This window comes from Streptomyces sp. F001, from assembly GCF_004187715.1.
Lineage (GTDB): Bacteria > Actinomycetota > Actinomycetes > Streptomycetales > Streptomycetaceae > Streptomyces > Streptomyces flavusporus.
The window spans coordinates 356,014-376,916 of record NZ_QZWF01000002.1 but is presented as its reverse complement, the minus strand read 5'-3'; the positions used below and the strand labels follow the sequence as shown (position 1 = coordinate 376,916).

At 72.8% G+C, this 20,903-nt stretch carries 18 protein-coding genes; 14 read left to right on the top strand and 4 right to left on the bottom strand.

Going from position 1 to position 20,903, the window contains the following annotated elements:
- Positions 1-83 precede the first annotated feature (83 nt).
- On the bottom strand, positions 84-719 hold the full coding sequence (locus StrepF001_RS09405; protein WP_129797843.1) for a class I SAM-dependent methyltransferase: 636 nt from the start codon (positions 717-719) through the stop codon (positions 84-86).
- Between the two features lie 161 nt (positions 720-880).
- On the opposite strand from StrepF001_RS09405, the gene StrepF001_RS09400 reads away from it, so the two are divergent.
- Positions 881-1,738 (top strand): fructosamine kinase family protein, encoded by an 858-nt coding sequence (locus StrepF001_RS09400; RefSeq protein WP_240797347.1) that lies wholly within the window; start codon positions 881-883, stop codon positions 1,736-1,738.
- A 44-nt stretch (positions 1,739-1,782) separates the two neighbouring features.
- Positions 1,783-2,439 carry a lipoprotein gene (locus tag StrepF001_RS09395; RefSeq protein WP_129797841.1) on the top strand — a complete coding sequence of 219 codons (657 nt, stop codon included), beginning with the start codon at positions 1,783-1,785 and terminating at the stop codon, positions 2,437-2,439.
- 16 nt (positions 2,440-2,455) lie between these two features.
- On the opposite strand, the gene StrepF001_RS09390 is transcribed toward StrepF001_RS09395, so the two are convergent.
- On the bottom strand, positions 2,456-3,439 hold the full coding sequence (locus StrepF001_RS09390; protein WP_129797840.1) for an alpha/beta hydrolase: 984 nt from the start codon (positions 3,437-3,439) through the stop codon (positions 2,456-2,458).
- Between the two features lie 281 nt (positions 3,440-3,720).
- Between StrepF001_RS09390 and StrepF001_RS09385 the strand changes: the two genes are divergently transcribed.
- Both StrepF001_RS09385 and StrepF001_RS09380 read left to right on the top strand, forming a co-directional pair.
- Positions 3,721-6,240, top strand: coding sequence for a SpoIIE family protein phosphatase (locus tag StrepF001_RS09385; protein WP_129797839.1), 2,520 nt, complete (start codon positions 3,721-3,723; stop codon positions 6,238-6,240).
- 80 nt (positions 6,241-6,320) lie between these two features.
- The gene (locus tag StrepF001_RS09380) at positions 6,321-9,140 is read left to right on the top strand and encodes a SpoIIE family protein phosphatase/ATP-binding protein (RefSeq protein WP_165396205.1); all 2,820 of its coding nucleotides are present in this window, start codon (positions 6,321-6,323) and stop codon (positions 9,138-9,140) included.
- A gap of 93 nt (positions 9,141-9,233) precedes the next feature.
- Here the strand turns inward: StrepF001_RS09380 and StrepF001_RS09375 are convergent, their stop codons facing one another.
- Entirely contained in the window at positions 9,234-9,470 is a 237-nt protein-coding gene (locus StrepF001_RS09375; protein ID WP_129797838.1) for a hypothetical protein, read from the bottom strand.
- Between the two features lie 237 nt (positions 9,471-9,707).
- On the opposite strand from StrepF001_RS09375, the gene StrepF001_RS09370 reads away from it, so the two are divergent.
- The 7 genes from StrepF001_RS09370 to StrepF001_RS09340 all read left to right on the top strand — a co-directional run bounded on the left by StrepF001_RS09370 (position 9,708) and on the right by StrepF001_RS09340 (position 15,990).
- The gene (locus StrepF001_RS09370) at positions 9,708-10,175 is read left to right on the top strand and encodes a hypothetical protein (RefSeq protein WP_129797837.1); all 468 of its coding nucleotides are present in this window, start codon (positions 9,708-9,710) and stop codon (positions 10,173-10,175) included.
- A 544-nt stretch (positions 10,176-10,719) separates the two neighbouring features.
- Positions 10,720-12,159, top strand: coding sequence for an ATP-binding protein (locus tag StrepF001_RS09365; protein WP_240797346.1), 1,440 nt, complete (start codon positions 10,720-10,722; stop codon positions 12,157-12,159).
- Complete coding sequence (locus StrepF001_RS09360; RefSeq protein WP_129797836.1) at positions 12,156-12,578, top strand: roadblock/LC7 domain-containing protein; 423 nt, start codon at positions 12,156-12,158, stop codon at positions 12,576-12,578. The genes StrepF001_RS09365 and StrepF001_RS09360 overlap by 4 nt, the downstream gene beginning before the upstream one ends.
- On the top strand, positions 12,575-12,937 hold the full coding sequence (locus StrepF001_RS09355) for a DUF742 domain-containing protein (RefSeq protein ID WP_129797835.1): 363 nt from the start codon (positions 12,575-12,577) through the stop codon (positions 12,935-12,937). Before StrepF001_RS09360 ends, StrepF001_RS09355 begins: the two co-directional genes overlap by 4 nt.
- Positions 12,909-13,517, top strand: coding sequence for an ATP/GTP-binding protein (locus StrepF001_RS09350; protein ID WP_129797834.1), 609 nt, complete (start codon positions 12,909-12,911; stop codon positions 13,515-13,517). The genes StrepF001_RS09355 and StrepF001_RS09350 overlap by 29 nt, the downstream gene beginning before the upstream one ends.
- Positions 13,514-14,752, top strand: coding sequence for a cytochrome P450 (locus tag StrepF001_RS09345; protein ID WP_129797833.1), 1,239 nt, complete (start codon positions 13,514-13,516; stop codon positions 14,750-14,752). Before StrepF001_RS09350 ends, StrepF001_RS09345 begins: the two co-directional genes overlap by 4 nt.
- Positions 14,749-15,990, top strand: a complete 1,242-nt coding sequence (locus StrepF001_RS09340) for a cytochrome P450 (protein WP_129797832.1) — start codon at positions 14,749-14,751, stop codon at positions 15,988-15,990. The genes StrepF001_RS09345 and StrepF001_RS09340 overlap by 4 nt, the downstream gene beginning before the upstream one ends.
- A 136-nt stretch (positions 15,991-16,126) precedes the next feature.
- Here the strand turns inward: StrepF001_RS09340 and StrepF001_RS09335 are convergent, their stop codons facing one another.
- Complete coding sequence (locus tag StrepF001_RS09335) at positions 16,127-17,656, bottom strand: helix-turn-helix domain-containing protein (RefSeq protein WP_129797831.1); 1,530 nt, start codon at positions 17,654-17,656, stop codon at positions 16,127-16,129.
- Between the two features lie 238 nt (positions 17,657-17,894).
- On the opposite strand from StrepF001_RS09335, the gene StrepF001_RS09330 reads away from it, so the two are divergent.
- From StrepF001_RS09330 to StrepF001_RS09320, 3 genes are all read left to right on the top strand, one after another.
- Complete coding sequence (locus tag StrepF001_RS09330; RefSeq protein ID WP_165396204.1) at positions 17,895-18,515, top strand: L-threonylcarbamoyladenylate synthase; 621 nt, start codon at positions 17,895-17,897, stop codon at positions 18,513-18,515.
- Positions 18,516-18,620: 105 nt separating this feature from the next.
- Entirely contained in the window at positions 18,621-19,376 is a 756-nt protein-coding gene (locus StrepF001_RS09325) for a dienelactone hydrolase family protein (RefSeq protein WP_129797830.1), read from the top strand.
- Between the two features lie 155 nt (positions 19,377-19,531).
- Complete coding sequence (locus tag StrepF001_RS09320; protein WP_129797829.1) at positions 19,532-20,731, top strand: glycoside hydrolase family 64 protein; 1,200 nt, start codon at positions 19,532-19,534, stop codon at positions 20,729-20,731.
- Positions 20,732-20,903: the final 172 nt, after the last annotated feature.

Genomic DNA, 20,903 nt, shown 5'->3' with positions numbered 1-20,903 from the left:
ATGCGGAGCATCGGCGACCGACGACAACGCCGCAGATGGGCGTGCCAGGCCCGGCGATTCCGGCATGATCCGCCGGACAGGCCCTAGCGTCGCCGGAGCCGCCACACGTGGTCGTCCCGGAAGCCTTCCTGGCCGTCCGGGGAGACGTTCGTACGTCGTACCGTCTCCGCCGTCTCGACGGCCCACTCCCCGTCGGGCAGCGCCAGTTCGGCCAGCACCCCGTCGAGCGTGGGGAAGACGGCGTCGAAGGGCGGCTCGGTCTGCCAGGACGGCCAGCCGCCGTGCATGACGATCAGCAGCGTGCCTTTGTCCGTGACCGCGTCGGCGGCGCGCCGCAGGATCCACTCCTGGTCCAGCCCCACCGGGGACTGCAGGTACTGGGCGTTCACGAGGTCGAAGGAGCCCTCGGGGAAGGTCTCGCCGAGCTCGTGGCGTTCCCAACCGGTGCGGTCGCCGACTCCTGCGCCGGCGGCGTGCAGGGCGGCGCGTTCGAGGGCGGTGGCCGAGATGTCGACGCCGGTGACGTGCCAGCCGCGGGACGCCAGCCAGATGGCGTCCCCGCCCTCGCCGCATCCGAGGTCGAGGGCGCGGCCCGGCTTCAGGCCGGCGGCCTCTCGTACGAGCAGCTGGTTCGGGCGGCCGCTCCAGACACGGTCGGTGTCGCGGTAGCGGGTCTCCCAGAACTCTGCGGGCTGGGTGGGCGCGGGGAGTTCGGGCATGGTGCCTCCTGGTCGTCCGCTCGGTCAGGGGCGCCGTGTGCCGGGTTCGGCGCCCTCGTGACCGAGCCTGGATCACCGCCGCTCCGGCGACAACCGGCTTTGCCGATACGGCAAAGTTCGGCTCTCTCCGGACCGCCGCATGCTGTCGTACCGTGGTCGCCGTGCGCGAAGGACCCGACACGGCAGCGGCGAGGATCACCGGGCGTGAAGCGACCGGTGTCCGTGCGCTGTCCGGCACGCTCGCCGAGGTCTCCCTCGTCGGCGGGCAGACGGTGATCGTGAAACGCCAGGACGCGCCGGGAGGCGCGGGGGCCGAGGCCGCCGGGCTGCGCTGGCTGGGCGAGGCGGGCACGGTCCGCGTACCGGCCGTGCATGGTCATGACGGGGAGTGGCTGGTGACCGAACGGGTCCCGGCCGGCCGACCCAGCGGCCAGGCGGCGATCCGGTTCGGCCGGGACCTGGCCGCCCTGCACGCCCGTGGTGCGGCGGCGTTCGGTGCACCGCCACCCGGCGGTCCCGGGGAGGCATCCATCGGACTCGCCCCGATGCGCAACGTCCCCGGTGACGACTGGCCGACCTGGTACGCCGAGCACCGGGTCCTCCCCTGTCTCCGCCGCGCCGTGGACGAGGGGACGCTGCGGCCCGCCGAGGCGTCCGTGGTCGATCAGGTCTGCGAGCGGCTCCCCGGGCTCGCGGGCCCGGCCGAGCCGCCCGCCCGGCTGCACGGCGACCTGTGGAACGGCAACGTGCTGTGGGGCGCGGACGGACAGGCCTGGCTCATCGACCCCGCCGCGCACGGCGGCCACCGGGAGACCGACCTGGCCATGCTCCACCTCTTCGGCTGCCCCCACCTGGACCAGGTGCTCGACGGCTACCAGGAAACGGCCCCGCTCGCGGAGGGTTGGCGGGACCGCATCGGCCTCCACCAGCTCTTCCCCCTCCTCGTCCACACCGTCCTGTTCGGCCGGACCTACGCCGTGCAGGCGGTGGAGACGGCGCGGGCGGCTCTGGCACGGTGACAAGGGGATACAGTGACCCGCCTCAACCGAGAGGAGACGGTGCGGTGCAGGTCGGGGCGGGGAACGCGTGGCGGGGGCTGGTCCACGTGGCGTTGGTGGCAGGGCTGTTGGCGGGCTGCGCGGACGGGGAGGACGAGGCCCCCGCGAGCACGTCGGCGTCGGCGGACGCGGCCGGCGGCAACGGCGATGTCGCCAGGAGCGGCGGCACCATCGGCGCCGAGGGATCGGCCTGCGAGCTGCCGGTGACGTTCGACATCGCCGAGGACTGGGCGGCGGAGTCCGTCGACGCCGCTGCCGGCGGGACGGCGGAGGAACTGGCCGACGCCCTCCTCCGGCAGGGCCCGGTCACCGCCGCCTGCGAGGTGGACGCCAAGCCCGCCGGGAACATCGGCTTCCTCCGTGTCTGGACCGGCGAGCCGGGCGACGACGACGCGCGCACCGTCCTCGAAGCCTTCGTCGCAGCCGAGGACGGGGTGAGCAAGGAGAAGTACGGCTCCTTCGAGGCGGGCGGTCTCACCGGCGCCGAAGTGGAGTACCTCTACACCAGCGAACTGCTGGAGGAGACCAAGAAGGAGCGCGCGCTCGCCGTCACCACCCCGGACGGCCCGGTCGTCCTGCACCTCGGTGGGATGGACACCGAGGAGCACGAGGCGATGCTCCCGGCGTACGAACTCGCCAAGCACACCCTGCACGGTTCCTGAGGGGCGCCCCGAGGCGTCAGCCGGCGAGCCCGGCGAGCCAGTCCGTGAGGATCCGGTTGACCTGCTCGGGGCGTTCCTGCTGGACCCAGTGGCCGCAGTCGTCGAGGAGATGCGAGGCGACCAGGCCGGGCAGTGTGTCGGGGAACGCCTCGATCGCGTCGGCGAGCCAGGTGACGGAGGCGTCCCTGGCTCCGCCGACGAACAGGGAGGGCTGGGTGAGGGGCGCGCCGTGATGGCCTGCGAGGTCCGCCCAGTCCCGGTCCATGTTCCGGTACCGGTTGAGCGCACCGCTCAGGCCGGTGCGCTCGAACTCCCCGGCGAAGACGTCGAGTTCGTGCTCTTCGAGCCAGTGGGGAAGCCGCTCGGCCGGGAACCGGTCGCGCAGCCGGCCACCGGGTCCGACGAAGTGCGGGTCGGGAGCGCCGGGATCCGGCATGGTGTCGGCGGACAGGGCGGCGTAGATGCCGGCCAGCCAGCCGCGTACGTCGGGCTCGATCTCCGCCTCGGCCCGGCCGGGCTGCTGGAAGTAGGAGACGTAGAACTCCTCCGTCCCGCCCATGGCGGCGAAGACGTCGCTCGGCTTCGGCCCACCGGGCGGGCTGTAGGGCACACCGAGCAGTCCGGCGGCGCGGAACACATCGGGCCTGAGCAGCGCGGAGGTGGCGGCGATGGTCGCGCCCCAGTCGTGCCCGACGATCACGGCGGACCGCTCGCCCAGGGCCTCCAGCACGGCCACGTTGTCCGCCACCAGCTCCAGCATCCGGTAGGCGTCCACGGGGTCCGGCCGGGAGGAGCGGCCGTAGCCGCGGACGTCGATCGCCACCGCTCGGTGGCCGGCCGCCGCCAGGGCGGGCAGCTGGTGACGCCAGGAGTACCAGCCCTCGGGGAACCCGTGCACGAGCAGCACCAGCGGTCCGCTGCCCTGTTCCACCAGGTGGATCCGGCCGGCGGGTGAGGGCACCAGACGGTGGGTGAGGCCGTCGGCGGACGAGTGCGGCATGGTTCCTCCCGAAGCGGTGAGCGGGTCGTCCGGTGTCGGCGGAGAGGGGGACGCGGCCCCGTGCCGTCCGCCGCCGGTGTTCCTCGATCATCCGGCCGTCGGCGGCACAGGGGCGAGGCCCGTTGCCGTTCCGGCAAAGCGCCCTGACGGGACGGGGTCGCTGTGGCATCCCATTTCCGTACGCTCCCGCGTTCGCGCCCGCCCGGGTGCGGGCAGGGGTCCTCGTGGCGCATTCTTGCTGTGCCGCCTGCGCGACGGCGCGCACGGACGAGGTAGGGCCGATGACTGGGAGCGTCGAGGGCCGGAACGCAGAGCCCGGACGGCTGGCCACGCTGCTGGCCGACGCCGCGGCCGAGGCGATCCGCGCCACCGAGGGGCGCGCCGCGGGGATCTACCTGTCCTCCGGCGCCCCCGGCGTTCTGCGGCTGGCCGTGCTGGTGGGGCTGCCCGGGCGCCTGTACCGGCCCTGGTGGCGGCTGCACGCGCACCGCCGGTTCCCGGTCGCCGACGCCTATCGGCTGGGCGTGCAGGTGGTGCTGCCGAATGTCACGGAGGCCATGCGCCGCTACCCCCAGTTCGCGGCCGGTCTGCCGTTCCCCCTGGGGACGATCTGTGTACCCGTCCCGGGGAAGGAGGGACCCTACGGCGTGCTGACCGTGCTGCGGCCGACCGCCTCGGACGCCACCGAGGTGCTGGCCGAACGGGACCGTCTGGCGGAGCTGGCCGAGGATCTGGGGGTGGCCGTGCGGCGCCTGAAGGAGGACGGGGAACCGCTCGTGTGGGACGACGAGCCGCTGTGCGTACGGCCGCCCGGCACCCGGCTGGCACCGGTCCGGATCGGGCGTTTCACCTGGGACCCGGCAACCGATGTCGTCACCGCGGACGATGCCGCGCGAGCCCTGCTGCGGCTGCCGGCCGAGGGCCTGCCCAGCCCCGCCGCGACCCTGACCGGGGCCGTGGCCCCGGGCGAGGCGGATCGCTTCCTGGAGCTGCTGTGCCAGGCGTCCCGTGGCGGGCCGCCGCCCGCACCTGTGCACCTGCACACCTCCGACGGCGCGCCGCGGCTGGTGGAGCTGTGGAACCCGGACGTCACCGACCGCAGGCCCGCCGCCGGTGCTCCGTACCCCGTCGGCGGGATCGTGCTCGACGCGGCCTCGACGGCCGACGCCGCGGCCGACCAGCTCCCCCAGGGTGTCTTCTGCCTGGACCGGCTGGGACTGATCGGCTACGCCAATCCGCGTGCCGCCGAACTCCTCGGCGAGCCGCGGGCGCGGTTCCTCGGCCGGCCCCTGTGGGAGGGTGTGCCGTGGCTCGGCGAGGCGGCCTGCGAGGACCATCTGCGCGCGGCCCTGCTGTCTCCCGACCCGGTGCACTTCCACGTCCGGCGGTCCGGCCGTGCGGAAGAGCTGCACGATCGAAACGGCGGTGACTGGCTGGCCGTGTCCGTCCATCCGGGACCGGACATCCTGACCTGCACCGTCGCCCCGGCGAGCCGGGGGACGGAGGCTCCTGCCGTCCCCACGCCCGCTCCGGCGTCCGCCGACGCCTCCGATGCCGAAGTGGCCGCGAGCTCACCGGTCCACCGGCCGATCGTCCTCGCCATCGCCCTGACCGAGGCGGCCACCGCCCGGCAGGTCTCCGCGGTGGTCACGCAGGAGCTGCTGCCCGCGTTCGGCGGCCGTCGGCTCGCCATCTACCTGCTGCAGGAACGGCACCTCTATCTGGCCTGGGAGACCGGGTTCCCGCCGGGGTTCCTCGCACCGTTCGAGGGCGTGAGCCTCAGCGCCCGGCTGCCCGGCGTCGAGACGCTGACCACCGGCCAGCCGTTCTTCTTCGACTCGATGCAGGCGCTGTCGGCCGCCTACCCCGGCATCCCCCTCGACGCGACCGAGGGAGCCCGCGCCTTCCTCCCGCTGATCGCCTCCGGACGGCCGGTCGGCTCCTGCATCCTCGGCTTCGACCGGCCCCGCAGCTTCAGCACCGAGGAGCGCACCGTCCTGACCGCGCTCGCCGGGCTGATCGCGCACGCCATGGAGAAGGCGCAGCGCTACGAGACGGAGGCCGCGCTGGCCCGCGGGCTCCAGCGGGCCCTGCTGCCCCGGCGGCTGCCCGACCACCCCCGGGTGGAGACCGCGGGCCGCTATCTGCCCGGTACCCAGGGCATGGACGTGGGCGGGGACTGGTACGACGTCGTCGAGGCCGGGGACGGCATCGCCCTGGTGATCGGCGACGTCCAGGGACACGGTGTGCAGGCAGCCGCCACCATGGGCCAGCTGCGCAGTGCGGTGCGGGCGTTCGCGCTCGACGACCGGCCTCCCGACGAGGTCATGAGCAGCACCAATCACCTGCTCATCGACCTGGAGCCGAGCCAGTTCGCGACCTGCTGCTACGTCCGCCTCGACCCCGTCACCGGCCTGGCCCGGGTCGCCCGCGCCGGTCATCCGCCGCCCCTGTTGCGGTACGCGGACGGCCGCACGCACGTCCTGGACCTCCCCGGCGGGGTCGTGCTCGGGGTGGATCCGCTCGCCCGGTATCCGGTGACGGAGCTGCCGATGGATCCCGGCGCCGTGCTGGCGCTGTACACGGACGGTCTCGTCGAGCGGCCCGGCTGCGACATCGACGAGGGGATCACCGCGCTGCGGGTGGCCCTGGCCAAGGCGGGCGCAACGGCCGGGCGGCCGGGCGGCCGCCCGCTGGCGGCCGTCGTGGAGCGGCTCACCGTCACGGCCCGGCATGCCGTCGACCGGCACGACGACATCGCGCTGCTGCTGGCGGCCCGCCGCGCCGGGCCCTCATACTGATGTCCGGCCGACATGCGTACGCTCCGCCACACTGCGTGACGTCTCTCGCCTCCCGGGGCTCGGCAGTGTAGACAGGGCACATGGTCCGACAATTGGGTCCATCCCGGACTCAGTCCACCAGTGCTCTCCGCGCAGTGCGCGACCAGCGCACGCCTGCGCGGAAGCTGTTCGTGCGCGAGTGGCGGGCGCGGTCGGGGCCGGACGGCTCGCCGGACCGGAAGCAACGGGAGAACGGACGCCCGGGGCGGGGCCCGGCGGCGGGGGTGCGGTCGGTGCTGACCGGGCGCAGTGTCGCCGGGCAGGTCTTCGTCCTCCAGGTCGTCATCGTGCTGCTGCTGGTGGTCGTGGCGGTGGTGGCGCTGGTGCTGCAGGGCCGCTACGACAGCACCCAGGAGGCCCGCAACCGGTCGCTCGCCGTCGCCGAGACGTTCGCCAACGCCCCGGGGACTTTGGATGCGCTGAGGAGTCCGGATCCGACAGCCGTTCTGCAGCCGCGGGCGGAGGCGGCCCGCGAGGCGACCCACGTCGACTTCATCGTTGTCATGAACACCGACGGGATCCGCTACACCCATCCGCTGCCGGACCGCATCGGCAAGCGCTTCGTCGGGAACATCGCACCGGCGCTGGCCGGGCGCAGTGTGACCGAGGAGATCGACGGCACCATCGGCCATTTGGTGCAGGCCGTGGTGCCCGTCAAGGACGGCGACGGGAAGGTGGTGGGCCTGGTGTCGGCCGGCATCACCACCGAGCACGTGGGAGGTGCGGCCAACCGGCAGCTGCCGATGGTGCTGTTCTCGGCGGCCGGGGCGCTGGTCGTCGCCACCGCGGGCACGGCACTGGTGAGCCGACGGCTGCTGCGGCAGACCCGCGGGCTGGGACCGCGCGAGATGACCCGCATGTACGAGCACCACGACGCGGTGCTGCACGCGGTGCGGGAGGGTGTGCTCATCGTCGGCGGCGACGGCGGGCTGCTGCTCGCCAACGACGAGGCGCGCCGACTGCTCGGCCTGCCCGACGACGCCGAGGGTCGCCATGTCCGCGACCTCGGCCTGGAGCCGGAGACCGCCGAACTGCTGGCGTCGGGACGGGTGGCCACGGACGAGGTCCACCTGGTCAAGGACCGACTGCTGGCGGTCAACCAGCGGCCCACCGATCTGCGGGGCGGCCCGCCCGGCAGCGTCGCGACCCTGCGTGACTCGACGGAGCTGCGGGCCCTGTCCGGCCGGGCGGAGGTGGCGCGGGAACGCCTCGACATGCTGTACGCCGCCGGTGCGGGCATCGGGACGAGCCTGGATGTCACCCGTACCGCCGAGGAACTGGCGGAGCTGGCGGTGCCCCGGTTCGCGGACTTCGCCACCGTCGATCTGTTCGACGCCGTGCTGGGTGGTGAGCAGCCCGAACCCGGGACGGAGCTGCGCCGCACCGCCTTCGCCGGCATACGGACGGACCCGCCGCTGTATCCGGTGGGCCGGCGGATCCGGTTCGTCCCGTCCTCGCCGCAGGCCCGCAGTGTGCTCGCCGGCCGGGCGATCATCGAGCCGCGGCTGCGGGAGGCACAGGGCTGGCAGGCGCAGGACCTCGAGCGCACCGCACAGACCCTTCAGTACGGCATCCACTCGCTGATCACCGCGCCGCTGCGGGCGGGCTCCCTGATCCTGGGCGTGGTCACGTTCTGGCGCAAGGAAAATCCCGAACCGTTCGACGCGGAAGACCAGGCCCTCGCGGAGGAACTCGTCGCCCGCGCCGCGGTCTCCATCGACAACGCCCGCCGCTACACGCGCGAGCACAGCATGGCGGTGACACTGCAGCGCAGCCTGCTGCCGCGCAGCCTGCCCGAGCAGAGCGCCCTGGACATCGCCTACCGGTATCGGCCCGCGCAGTCGGGCGTCGGCGGCGACTGGTTCGACGTACTGCCCCTGTCCGGCGCCCGGGTCGCCCTCGTCGTGGGCGACGTGGTGGGCCACGGGCTGCACGCCGCCGCCACCATGGGGCGCCTGCGCACGGCGGTGCACAACTTCTCCGCCCTCGACCTCGCCCCCGACGAACTGCTCGGGCTGCTCGACGAGCTGGTCGCCCGGATCGACCAGGACGAGGCCGACCAGGGCGATGCGGCGGACGGCGGCAGCGCCCCGGTCACGGGCGCCACCTGCCTGTACGCGATCTACGATCCGGTCGTGGGGCGCTGTTCGATCGCCCGAGCCGGTCATCCGCCGCCCGCGCTGGTCCGGCCCGACGGCGGCGTGGAGTTCCTCGACGTGCCCGCCGGCCCCCCGCTCGGGGTCGGCGGCCTGCCGTTCGAGACGGCCGACGTGGAAGTGGCCGAGGACAGCCGACTGGTCCTCTACACCGACGGGCTCGTCGAGGACCGGGAGCACGACATCGACGTCGGCCTGGAGCTGCTGCGCACCGCCTTGGAAGAGGCCGGCACGTCGCCCGAGGACACCTGCCGGGCCGTGCTGGACTCCCGGCTGCCGGCCCGGCCGAGCGACGACGTCGCCCTGATCGTCGCGCGCACGCGGGCGCTCGGGCCCGACCGGGTCGCCGCCTGGGACGTGCCGTCCGATCCGGCGGCCGTCGCGGAGGTACGCGCCTCCGTCATCCGGCGGCTGACGGAGTGGGGACTCGAGGACCTGACGTTCACCACGGAGCTGATCCTGAGTGAGCTGGTCACCAACGCGATCCGGTACGGCGGTACCCCCATCCGCGTACGGGTGCTGCGCGACCGGAGCCTGATCTGCGAGGTGTTCGACAGCAGCAGCACCGCGCCCCATCTGCGGTACGCGGCGATGACCGACGAGGGCGGGCGGGGTCTGTTTCTCGTCGCACAGCTCGCCGAGCGCTGGGGCACGCGCTACCTGCCCGGCGGCAAGGTCATCTGGGCCGAACAGCCGCTGCCGTGAGGTGACCGGCTGACGGCCGTACGGCGGCACCGGGGCCCGGACACCGGCGTCGGCCTGCCGGTGTCCGGGCCCCGGTCTTGCGGCGGACCGGTGTCAGCCGCCGTCGAGCCTGCTGCGCAGCAGTGCCTTGCCCAGTTCGGCGCCCTTGCGGCTGTCCGCCTGGGCCTTGCGGAACAGGTCCACGACCTCGGTGTCCTTGTCGCGTTCGGCGTCCTGGATGTAGGTCTCCAGGCGCAGCGCGTTGCTCAGGCATGCCTCCACGTACCAGATCAGGTTGTAGTCCTTGTCCGGCGTGCCGGTCACGCCGCCGGTCTCCGTGCCGCTGGTCATGCGGGCCTCCTCCTTCGCTCTGCCGAGGCGAGTACGTCAGCGCGGCACGGGTACCCCGCTGCCCGCCGTACACACGGCCGGAGCGGATCGACCCGGGGCATGTCGAGCGCACGCCCGACCGTCGAACGGAACCGCCCCAAACGCCAGCCGCGCCACCCCTTCCGCCGGATAGAAATATCTACAAGCATGCATATGCCTGGTCGGCATGCAGCCGACGGAGATCCTCCGGAGCGGAACATGAGCGATCTGATCTGGACGCGCGGAGTGGAGTGGCTGGCCGCCGCCGCGCCGGACCCCAAGGAGTGCAAGCGGGAGTGGGACAGCGGCGACGGTGTCGCTCTCCTGGCGGCCGGGCGTTTCTGGGACGTACTGACCGTCCCTGATCAGCTGGGCCTGTTCACCCTCGATCTGCTGTGGCGGCCCTCGCTGCCGATTCCGGGTCCGACACTGGTGGACACCGCCGCACACCGGGTGGGGTTCTTCCTGCCGCCGGACCCGGACAGCCGGTGGATCGGCGCCGGTCTGCGGCACGCGGGCAAGGGGTCCTGGGTGGCGGTTCCTCCGCCGTACCGGTCGGCCCGGTTCCTGGAGTGGCTGATCCCGCCCGACGGGACCGGGGCGCTGCACGCACCCGCCACCCTGGAGCTCGCCCTGCGTCAGGCGAACGGCACGCTCTCCGTGCTGGAGCCCCTGTGCGGCCAGTAGCGCCTCAGGAGCGCCGCTCCGCTCTGCAGGTCCTCGCCGGCAGGGCGGCGAAGGAGACCCACTGGACTTCCGGATGGGCAGGCACGCACCGCCCCTCGGCCCGCCACTGAGCGACGAGTTGGGCGTAGATCAGCGGGCGGCACCAGCCCCCACCGGTCAGTTGGGCATAGGGGCCGGGTACGGGATCGCTTGCCGGCCGGCGCCGCGGCGCCCGGGAAGGTCGGTCCATGCCGAGGGCAACGCCCGAGGCCGCACCGGTGGTACGCGAACACGCCGGCACTCACCGGACCGGGTGAGCGTACCCCCCGTTCGGAGTAACCCCGGTCGCCCGGCACCGCACAGCCGGACTCTGCGACCTCAACTCGCCTGCTGAATATGGCAATTCCGACAATTGCCACAGAAGTGATCGGAGAGAGGGCGGTTTTGACCCCAAGTCTGATCGCATCGTGCAAGAACGGTCGCTGCCGGTTGTAGTGTGCTGCGCGTGCCCTCATGACAGGGGCTTCCGATCCCGTCCTGCCCGACTTCTCCTGGAACCCATTCGATGATCGAATTACCGGACCTGGTCGTCGGCGGTCTGGCCGCCGGCACACTGTCCGCGCTGGCCCTCGGCGGCGGGCTGCTCCGGTCCCGCCGGCAACAGGCCCTGCAGCAGGCCGAGATCGCCGCGCTGCGTCGCCAACTCGACGGTACTCTCCAGGCGTTCATCGCGGAAGTCGGGTATCTCGCGGCGCAGCGCGTTCCCGCGGCCGCGCGGCAGCTGGCCCATCCGCATGTCGCGGTGCCGGGTCCGCGGCATCCGCATTTCGCCGACACACCACTCGGCGGCGCCCTGGACGACGTACTCACCGCCCTGCGCCTGGAGTTGACCGGCCAGCGCACCCGGATCGACGCGGCGGCCCAGGCCGGGATGCGTGGCGCGACCCGGGAGATCCAGGCGGCCCTGTACCGGCTGCAGGACGCCCTGCGCGGACTGCAACAGCAGTACGACGACCCTGAGTTGGCACAGACCCTGTTCGAACTGGACCACGAGAACGAACAGTCGCTGCGCCGGGCGCAGATCGCCGCGGTGGTGTGCGGGGCCTGGGTGGGGCTCGCCCGTGAGGAGTCCCACCTGGTCGACGCGGTGACCGGCGGTCAGGCCCGGCTCGCGGGCTATCACCGGGTGCGGGTGCACAACCATCTCGCGGCGGGCACGGCCCTGGTGTCGCACGCCGTCGAGCCGGTCGCGATCATCGTCGCGGAGCTCCTGGACAACGCGCTGCGGCACTCCGCGCCGGACACCGACGTGACGGTCAACCTGGAGCACGTCCACCACGGCGTCTGCGTCACGATCGACGACGCCGGCCTCGGCATGACCCAGGACGAACGGGCCCGCGCCCAGCGGCTGGTGGCCGGTTCCGAGCCGATCCTGCTGACCGACCTCGGTGATCCGCCCCGGATGGGCCTGGCCGCGATCGGCCAGCTCACCCGGCAGTTCGACCTGAGCGTGGACCTCTCCTCGCCTTCCCCGTACGGGGGCGTGCGCGCGGTGCTGCTGGTCGACAGCCATCTGCTCAGCCGTATCGACCCCGAGGAGCGTCCGCCGGCGGCCAGCGCCCCGCGGTCGACCCGCCGAGAGCAGGAGGCCGGGACCGGCGAGGCCGGCACATCCGCCCCGGCCCACGCGTACGGCATCGAGCAGGACGACGACGCCGACGGTGTCGTGTCCGAGCACGACGGTCCACGGGACGCAGGAGGGCTCCCGCAGCGGCGCCGCCGCAGCCGTGCCACTGCCCCCGACACGCCCGTGCCCCGGCGACCGGCGCGCCGGCCCGAGGAGGCCGCGGCCGCCCTCGGCGCCCTGCAGTCCGGTACCGCGGCGGCGCGCTCCGGGACCGGGGCCACCGGTGGGGAGGCCCAGGCACGGGGGGGCCGAGGCAACCGCCGACGACACGGAGACGACCGACCAATGACCGACTACGAAGGGGGAGCGGCTCGATGACCAGCCGCGATGCGGGCGACACGGCATGGGTGCTCGAACCGATCCTGCAGGTACCGCATGTCGTGGCCGCCGTTCTGCTCACCCGGGACGGGCTCGTCACCGGGTACACCGACGCGCTGACCCGGCCGTCGGCCGAGCGGGTGGCGGCCATCACCAGCACCGTGCAGGGCGCCTGCCGAACGGCCGCGGCGGCGTTCGCCGACCGGGAGCGGGCCGAGGTGCGCCAGGTGGTCATCGAGTCCGACCACGGCTATGTGCTGATCGTGCCGACGGACCACGGCACGGTCGTCGCCGCATACGGGGACGCCGAGGTGCGTCTGGACCTGCTGGCGCACCGGGTGCACTCGCAGGTGGCGCGGCTCGGCGAGAAGGCGATGGCCGCCGCGCCCCGGGGAGCCGACGGCGGCGCGTCGGCATGACCGGCCGCCCCGGCGGCCGCCCCCTGGTTCCCGCGTATCTGTCGACCGGCGGCGTGGCCCGGCCGAGCCGTCCGCAGCTGGAGCGGCTGTCGGTGCTCACCGGCACCGGCGAGCCGGCGCCCGGCGATCTGCCGGCCGCCCAACTGGCCCTGCTGGAGGAGCTGGACGGCGGATCGCTGACGGTGGTGGAGGCCGCGGCGCTGCTCCGGCTGCCGGTCTCCGCGGTGCGGGTGCTGGCCGGCGGCCTCATCGACCGGAACCTGGTGCTCGCCCGCGCGCCGATCCCGCCCGCCGAACGGTTCGACCCCGACCTGCTGGAGAGAGTGGCCGATGGCCTGCGCGCCCTCAAGCACAACTAGCGGCATCCACCTGCCGGACAGCGCCCGCGACCTGGTAAAGATCCTGGTCGCGGGACCGTTCGGGGTGGGCAAGACGACCCTCATCGACTCCGTCTCCGAGATCCGCCCGCTGCACACCGAGGAGGAGCTCACCGAGGCGTCCGCGCAGGTGGACGATCTCGCCGGGGTGCGGGAGAAGTCGACGACCACGGTCGCCATCGACTTCGGCCGGATCAGCCTGCCCGGCGGGATCGTGCTGTATCTGTTCGGCACGCCCGGGCAGGAGCGGTTCCGGTCGCTGTGGGACGACATCGCCCACGGGGCGCTCGGCGCGCTCGTTCTGGTGGACAGCCGCCGTGTCGACGCCTCGTTCGACGTGCTCGGTCTGGTGGAGGAGAGCGGCCTGCCGTACGCGGTCGCCTTCAACGCCTTCCCCGACGCACCCCGCCATCACACCGAGGAACAGCTGCGCGCCGCCCTGGACCTGGAGGCGGACACGCCGATGGTGACGTGCGACGCCCGGGAGAAGGACTCCTCCATCGACGCGCTGCTCGCCCTGGTCCAGCATCTGATCGACCGCCACCCTCCGGAGCACCGGTGACCACCCATCCCCCTGCCCAGCAGACCTTCTCCCGTTCGGTGCCCGTGCGGCTGTGGGAGGACGGCTTCGCACTGGATCCGTACCGCTACTACGCCGACCTGCGCGAGCAGGGCCCGATCGGCTGGGCGGAACTCGCGCCGGGTGTGCCGGCGTACGTCGTCACGGACCGGCGGGCCGCGCTGGACCTGCTGCACGACACCGAGACGTTCTCGCACGACCCCCGGCCGTGGGAGGCCACCGTCGCCGACGACTCGCCGGTCCTGGGGATGATGCGCTGGCGTCCCAACACCCTGTTCGCCGACGGTGCCGCGCACAGTCGCTACCGCACCTCCCTGATCGACACCTTCGACCTGGTCGAGCCGCACGATCTGCGGGCGCGGGTGCACCGGGCGGTGCATGTGCTGGTGAGCCGGTTCGGGCCGCGGGGCGAGGCCGACCTGGTGGGTGACTTCGCCCGGCCGCTGATGGCCCTGGTGTTCAACAGCCTGTTCGGGCTGCCGGACAGCCAGAGCGACCGGCTCAACGCCGCCCTGGGCAAGATGATGGAGGGCGGCGCGCAGGCGGCCGAGGGCGAGGCGGAGTTCGGCGGGTACGTCCTGGAGCTGATCGCGGCCAAGGCCGAGGAACGCGGCGACGACCTGCCGAGCCGACTGCTGGACCATCCGGCCGGGCTCACCCCGGAGGAAGTCACCTGGCAGGTGTTCCTCACCCTCGGCGCCGGGCACGAACCGACCGCGAACCTGGTGTCGAACGCGTTGTCGCGGATCCTCGGCAACCCCGCCTACTACTCCACCCTGACGAGCGGCGCCCGTCCCGTGACGGACGCGGTCGTGGAGGTCCTGCATCACGAGACGCCGCTGGCCAACTACGGCATCCACTTCGCCCGCAGACCGCTGTCCTTCCACGGCGTGTGGATCCGGGCCGCGGTGCCGGTGGTCATCTCCTACGGGGCGCTGGCGTACTTCGCCGAGCAGGAGCACGGTGCCGGCCGGCACCCGGGCGACGCCTCGCACCTGTCGTGGTCGGCCGGCCCGCACGCCTGTCCGGTCAAGCAGCACACGCTGCTCATCGCCACCGAGGCGATCGAGCGGCTCACCCAGTGGCTGCCGGATCTGCAGCCCGTCCTGCCCCGTGAACGTCTGACCTGGCGGCCGGGTCCCTTCCACCGGTCGCTCACCGCGCTGCCCGTGCGTTTCACCCCTCGCTCCCCCGACCAGCCAGGAGACCGCCCGTGACCGTGACCGACCGCATCGACCGCTTTGTCATCGACCCGTTCGGCGCCGACATTCCCGGCGAGAGCGCCCGGCTGCGCGCCCTCGGTCCCGTCGTGCCGGTGGAGCTGCCCGGCGGCATACCCGCCTGGGCGCCGACCGGCTACGACGTGCTCAAGCAGCTGATCCTCGACCCGCAGGTCAGCAAGGACCCCCGCCGGCACTGGAAACTGTGGCCGGAGATCGGGGAACACCCCTCCTGGGGCTGGATACTGGGCTGGGTGGGCGTGGTCAACATGCTCTCCACCTACGGCGCCGATCACACGCGGCTGCGCAAGCTGGTCTCGCCCAGCTTCACGCACCGGCGCACCGAGGCGATGCGTGCGCAGGTCGAGGCGGTCACGGCCGAACTGCTCGACGCACTCGCGGCGGCCGGTGCCGACGGTGGCGTGGTGGACGTGAAGGCGGGCCTCGCCCATCCGCTGCCCCTGCGCATCATCTGCGACCTGTTCGGTGTGCCGGACGAGATGCGGGAGGACACCCGTCGGCTCATCGCGGCGATCATGGACACCACCGATCCGAGTCCGGAGCACGCCGCGTCCGTGCAGCAGCAGATCGGCACGGTCCTGCCCGCGCTCATCGCCCACCGCAGCGAACACCCCGGCGACGACCTGACCACCGAGCTGATCCGGGTGCGCGACGAGGACGGCGACCGGCTCAGCGACGAGGAGCTGCTGTACACGCTGCTGCTGGTCATCGGGGCCGGTTTCGAGACCACCGTCAACCTCATCGGCAACGCGGTCGTCGCCCTGCTGCGCCGGCCGGAGCAGCTGGCGGCAGTGCGGGCCGGGAAGATCACCTGGGACGCGGTCGTCGACGAGACGCTGCGGGTGCACCCGTCCATCGCCGCGCTGCCGCTGCGGTTCGCCGTCACGGACCTCGAGGTCGGGGATGTCACCATTCCGGCCGGGGACGCCATCATCACGACGTACGCCGCCGCCGGTCTGGATCCGGCGCACTACGGTCCGGACGCGGACGTCTTCGACGCCTCGCGCGGCGCCGACGACCATCTGGCGTTCGGGATCGGTGTGCACCGGTGCATCGGCGCGCCGCTGGCCCGCATGGAGGCGCTGACCGCGCTGCCCGCCCTGTTCGACCGTTTCCCGGGGCTGCGGCTGGCCGCCGCTGAGGGCGAGTTGCGGCAGGTGCCGTCGTTCATCGCGTTCGGGTGGCAGGAGGTGCCGGTGCGGCTGGACGCGTGAGGCCCGGCCCCGGACGCGGTGTGGCAGGGGCGCGACCGGTCCCCCGTTCCGGTCGTGCCCCTGCGGCTCGTTGAACCTACGTGCAGGGCGGATCGGTTGTGAACCGCGTCGATGCCCGTTTCACCGGCCGGAGGACTCAACCGTGCACAGGTGAGTCCGGATGGCCCGGATTCGCCCCCTGCAGGGCGGGCTGGTCGAGGTCGCCCAGCGCGAGGTGCGCCAGGACCACCTCGTAGAGATCGCTGCCGCCGGAGAGGAGTTGGCGTTCGAGGACGGGCTCGGCGCTGCGCACATGTTCGCGTACGGTCTGCGCGTGGACGCCCAGCAGCTGCGCGGCCCGTTCGGCGTTGCCGCCGGCCGCGATCCAGGTGCGAAGGGTGCGGCGCAGGTCCCTGGTGTCGGCGTCGAGGCGTCCCAGCAGGTCGCGGGCCCAGGTACGCACGGCGGGCCCGGCGAGCAGCTCGTCGAACCTGGTGCAGACCTCATCGCCGAGATCGCCGCCGGGCACCTCCACGAGGCCGGCCTGTGTGTTCAGCGCCAGATGGACGGCGGCCCGGACGGTGAGGTCCGACAGGTCCGTGCGCAGCAGTCCCTCGACACGTTCCATGCGGGCCCGGACGGTGTTGCGGCTGACGCCGAGGATCATGGCCGCGTTGACGGCGGTGAACTCCAGGCCGAGTCGGGTGGTGGCGAGGAGCTCGGCACGGGTGTGGTGCGGCAGGGTGTCGAGAGGCCGCAGCAGACCAGCCGTCCAGTCGCGCAGTGCGGTCGGGTCCATCAGGCGTTCCGGGTGGGTGCGTTCGGCGTACACGGCCGCCTTGTCCGGGCGGAAGTGCGCCACGGCGAGGGCGCTGACGGCCTGGCCGTACGCGGTGGCGGTCTGGGCGAGGCTCTGCCGGGCGCTGCCGCCGAGGAAGGTGTCCGGGCGGCCCTCGACCAGCGAGCGCAGCTCCGCGGCCGCGGCTTCGCCGGGCGTCAGGACGATCACATGCGAGTCCATGGCCGGGCAGCGCACCACGAGAGCCTGTTCCGAGGTCGCGTCCAGGCATTCCTCGGCGAGCCGGTCGCGGTCGGCGGGGTGGCTCTCGGCCACGTAGACACAGGCGGTGTCCGTGTCGAGGAGGCCGGGCCAGAGGCCGGCGGCCACCCGGCGGGCGGAGACGGTGTCCTCGACCATGAGCAGTTGCAGGATCGCCAGGCGCAGGTCGGAGGCGGCCCTGCGCAGACGGTGTCCGGCCGCGGCGCTCTCCCGTGCCCGCAGCAGGAGTTCGAGCACTCCGGCGGTGTGGGTGACGATGTCGGAGGTGCGCCGGTCGAAGGGGGCCGGGCGGGTCACCGCCAGCACGCCGGCCGACGCGGGCCGCGGCAGCTCGACCCTGACCAGCCGCCGGTGGTGTCCGCCGTCCTGCAGCGCGGCGGAGGCGATCCGGCCGGCGGCGATGTCCGCGACCAGGTCCTCGTCGAGCGGTGTCCGCGTTCCGGCGAGGAGGGTACCGGCGTCGTCCTGCAGTGACACGTCCGCGTCCGCGGCGTCCGCGAGCCAGGCGACGACCCTGCGAACGTCCCGCGCGGACGGTCGGAGATGGTCGAGCAACTGCTGTGCCCACGTCGGGTCCGTGCCGTCCGCCACGTCCACGCGACGGCCCTCGTCATCTCGGCCAGCCACGTCGGCCCTGCCTCCTTCTGCTCGTTCCGTACCCCGCCTCGGGGTCACCGGTCGGGGACGTTACCTCAACCGTGACCGAGGGTCCCTGTGGCTTTCACGGGCCGGACGGCGCACGGCGGCCGGAAGCGGGCAGGAAACGGGCCCGACCAAGGCCTGGCCACTGCCCTCGACGCGACTCCCGTGCGGGCACGGGCCGGTCTGCCCGTTCGTCGCCGCTTGCCGGGCATAAGCTCGACAGATGGCGAAGTACTACGACGTGCACCCCGACAACCCCCAGCCGCGCACCATCGCGCAGGTCGCCGACAGTGTCCGCTCGGGGGCGCTCATCGCATATCCCACGGACTCCTGCTACGCGCTCGGCTGCCGACTGGGCAGCCGGGACGGCATCGAGCGGATCCGGACCATCCGCAAGCTGGACGACCGGCATCACTTCACCCTCGTCTGCCAGGACTTCGCGCAGCTCGGCCAGTTCGTGCGGGTCGACAACGACGTGTTCCGCGCGGTCAAGGCGTCGACGCCCGGCAGCTACACGTTCATCCTGCCGGCGACGAAGGAGGTGCCGCGCATGCTGCAGCACCCGAAGAAGAAGACCGTCGGCGTGCGCATCCCCGACCATGTCGTCACCCAGGCCCTGCTCACCGAACTCGGTGAGCCGCTGCTGTCCAGCACCCTGCTCCTGCCGGACGAGGACGAGCCGATGACCCAGGGCTGGGAGATCAAGGACCGGCTCGACCACGTGCTGGACGGCGTGGTCGACTCCGGCGACTGCGGGACCGAACCGACGACGGTGATCGACTTCTCCGGGGGCGAGGCGGAGATCGTACGGCGCGGGGCGGGTGACACCACGCGGTTCGAGTGAGCGGCGGGGCAACGGGCTTCTTACCCGCACATGTCACGATGGCCGCCGCGGGCCCGTCGAGCCGGCGGGCCCCATCTCGCCGACCGCGCAGAAAGGCAGCCAGCCATGACCGCCGTACAGGGAACGGACGTTGACATCCCCACCGAGGACGGCACCGCCGACGCCTATCTGACCCACCCCGGCGACGGCGGCCCGCATCCGGCCGTCCTGTTCTACATGGACGCCTTCGGACTGCGGCCGCGGCTGAAGTCGATGGCCGACCGGCTGGCCGCGGCGGGGTACGCCGTCCTGGTGCCGAACGTCTTCTACCGTCACGGTCGCGCCCCGGTCGTGGAGTTGCCCGACTTCATCGACGCCGAGTCCCGCGGCGGGCTGTTCCAGCAGATCATCCCGATGGGGCAGGCGCTGACACCCGAGCTCGCGATGCGTGACGCCGGCGTGTACCTGCGGTGGCTGGCGGACCGCCCCGAGGCGGCGGACGGCCCGGTCGCGGTGACCGGCTACTGCTTCGGTGCGCGGCTGGCACTGCTCACCGCCGGGACGTATCCGGAGCACGTCGCGGCGGCGGCCGGCTTCCACGGCGCACAGCTGGCGACCGACGCGCCGGACAGTCCGCATCTGGTGGTGGACCGCATCACCGCGGAGCTCTACTTCGGACACGCCGACGAGGACCCGTCCATGCCCCCGGAGCAGATTCAGCGCCTGGAGGACGTGCTGACCGCGGCGGGCGTCCGGCACCGCTGCGAGGTCTACCCGGGCGCGCCGCACGGGTTCACACAGGCCGACACCGCGTCGTATCACGCCGAGGGGGACAAGCGTCACTGGGCGGCACTGCTGGACCTGTTGGACCGCACCTTCTGATCCGTGGCGGCGCCCGCGGTCCCGAGCCGCCGGCGCCGCCGCCGACGTCTTTCTCTGCCCCACTCATTGACATGCTCGCGCCTTGACGCAACGCTGAGAGCGCTCTCAACACCAGGTACGGACCAACTCCCCCCACACCCGCACGGAGGTGGAGAGTGCTCGCCATCCTCAGACACCGGTGGCCGGCCGTGGCCGCGGCGGCGGCCCTGCTCGGCGCGCTGCTCACGTTCGGCACGACGCCGCCCGCGGACGCGGCGGTGCCCGCGACGATCCCGCTGAAGATCACCAACAACTCCGGCCGCGGCGATCCGCTCCACGTCTACGTCCTCGGCACCTCGCTGACGACGGGTCAGCAGGGCTGGGCCGACGCGAACGGTACGTTCCATCCATGGCCGGCGGGCGGCAACCCACCGACGCCCGCCCCGGACGCGTCCGTCCCCGGACCGGCCGCCGGGCAGTCCAGTACCATCCGGATCCCCAAGCTCTCCGGCCGGATCTACTTCTCGTACGGCCAGAAGCTCGTGTTCAAACTGGCCACGGGCGGTCTGGTGCAGCCGGCCGTGCAGAACCCGAGCGACCCGAACCGCGACATCCTCTTCAACTGGTCCGAGTACACGCTCAACGACTCGGGCCTGTGGCTGAACAGCACGCAGGTCGACATGTTCTCCGCGCCGTACTCGGTCGGCGTGCAGCGCGCCGACGGCAGTGTGAGCAGCACCGGCCGGCTCGAGCCGGGCGGCTACAACGGGGTGTTCGACGCGCTGCGGGCCCAGTCGGGCGGCTGGGGCGGACTGGTCCAGACGCGGTCCGACGGCACCGTGCTGCGGGCGCTGTCCCCGCTGTACGGGCTGGAGACCGGGGCGCTTCCCGCGTCGGTCATGGCCGACTACATCGACCGGGTCTGGCAGAAGTACGCCACGACCACGCTGACGGTCACACCGTTCGCCGACCAGCCGGACACCAAGTACTACGGGCGCGTCTCCGGCGGCGTCCTGAACTTCACCAACGGCTCCGGGACGGTCGTCACCAGCTTCCAGAAGCCCGACGCGAGCAGCGTCTTCGGCTGCCACCGGCTCCTCGACGCCCCCAACGACGAGGTGCGCGGCCCGATCTCCCGCACCCTGTGCGCGGGCTTCAACCGCTCGACGCTGCTCACCAACCCGAACCAGCCGGACACCTCGGCGGCGAACTTCTACCAGGACGCGGTGACCAACCACTACGCCCGGATCATCCATGACCGGATGGCCGACGGAAAGGCCTACGCGTTCGCCTTCGACGACGTCGGCCACCACGAGTCACTCGTCCACGACGGAGACCCGCGGCAGGCGTACCTCACGCTCGATCCGCTGAGCTGAGCCCTCGCCCCCGCGCGCGGACCCTCCGCGCGCGGGCCCGTCGGCCCCACCCGACACAGTGAAGCGTCAGTGGTTCACAGTTAACCGGACGCGCCCGGCAGTTGCTTGCTTCACCCGGTCATTACCCGTAGACCTTCCCCAGCAACAACCCTGGTTCTGGCGATAGTCGGCA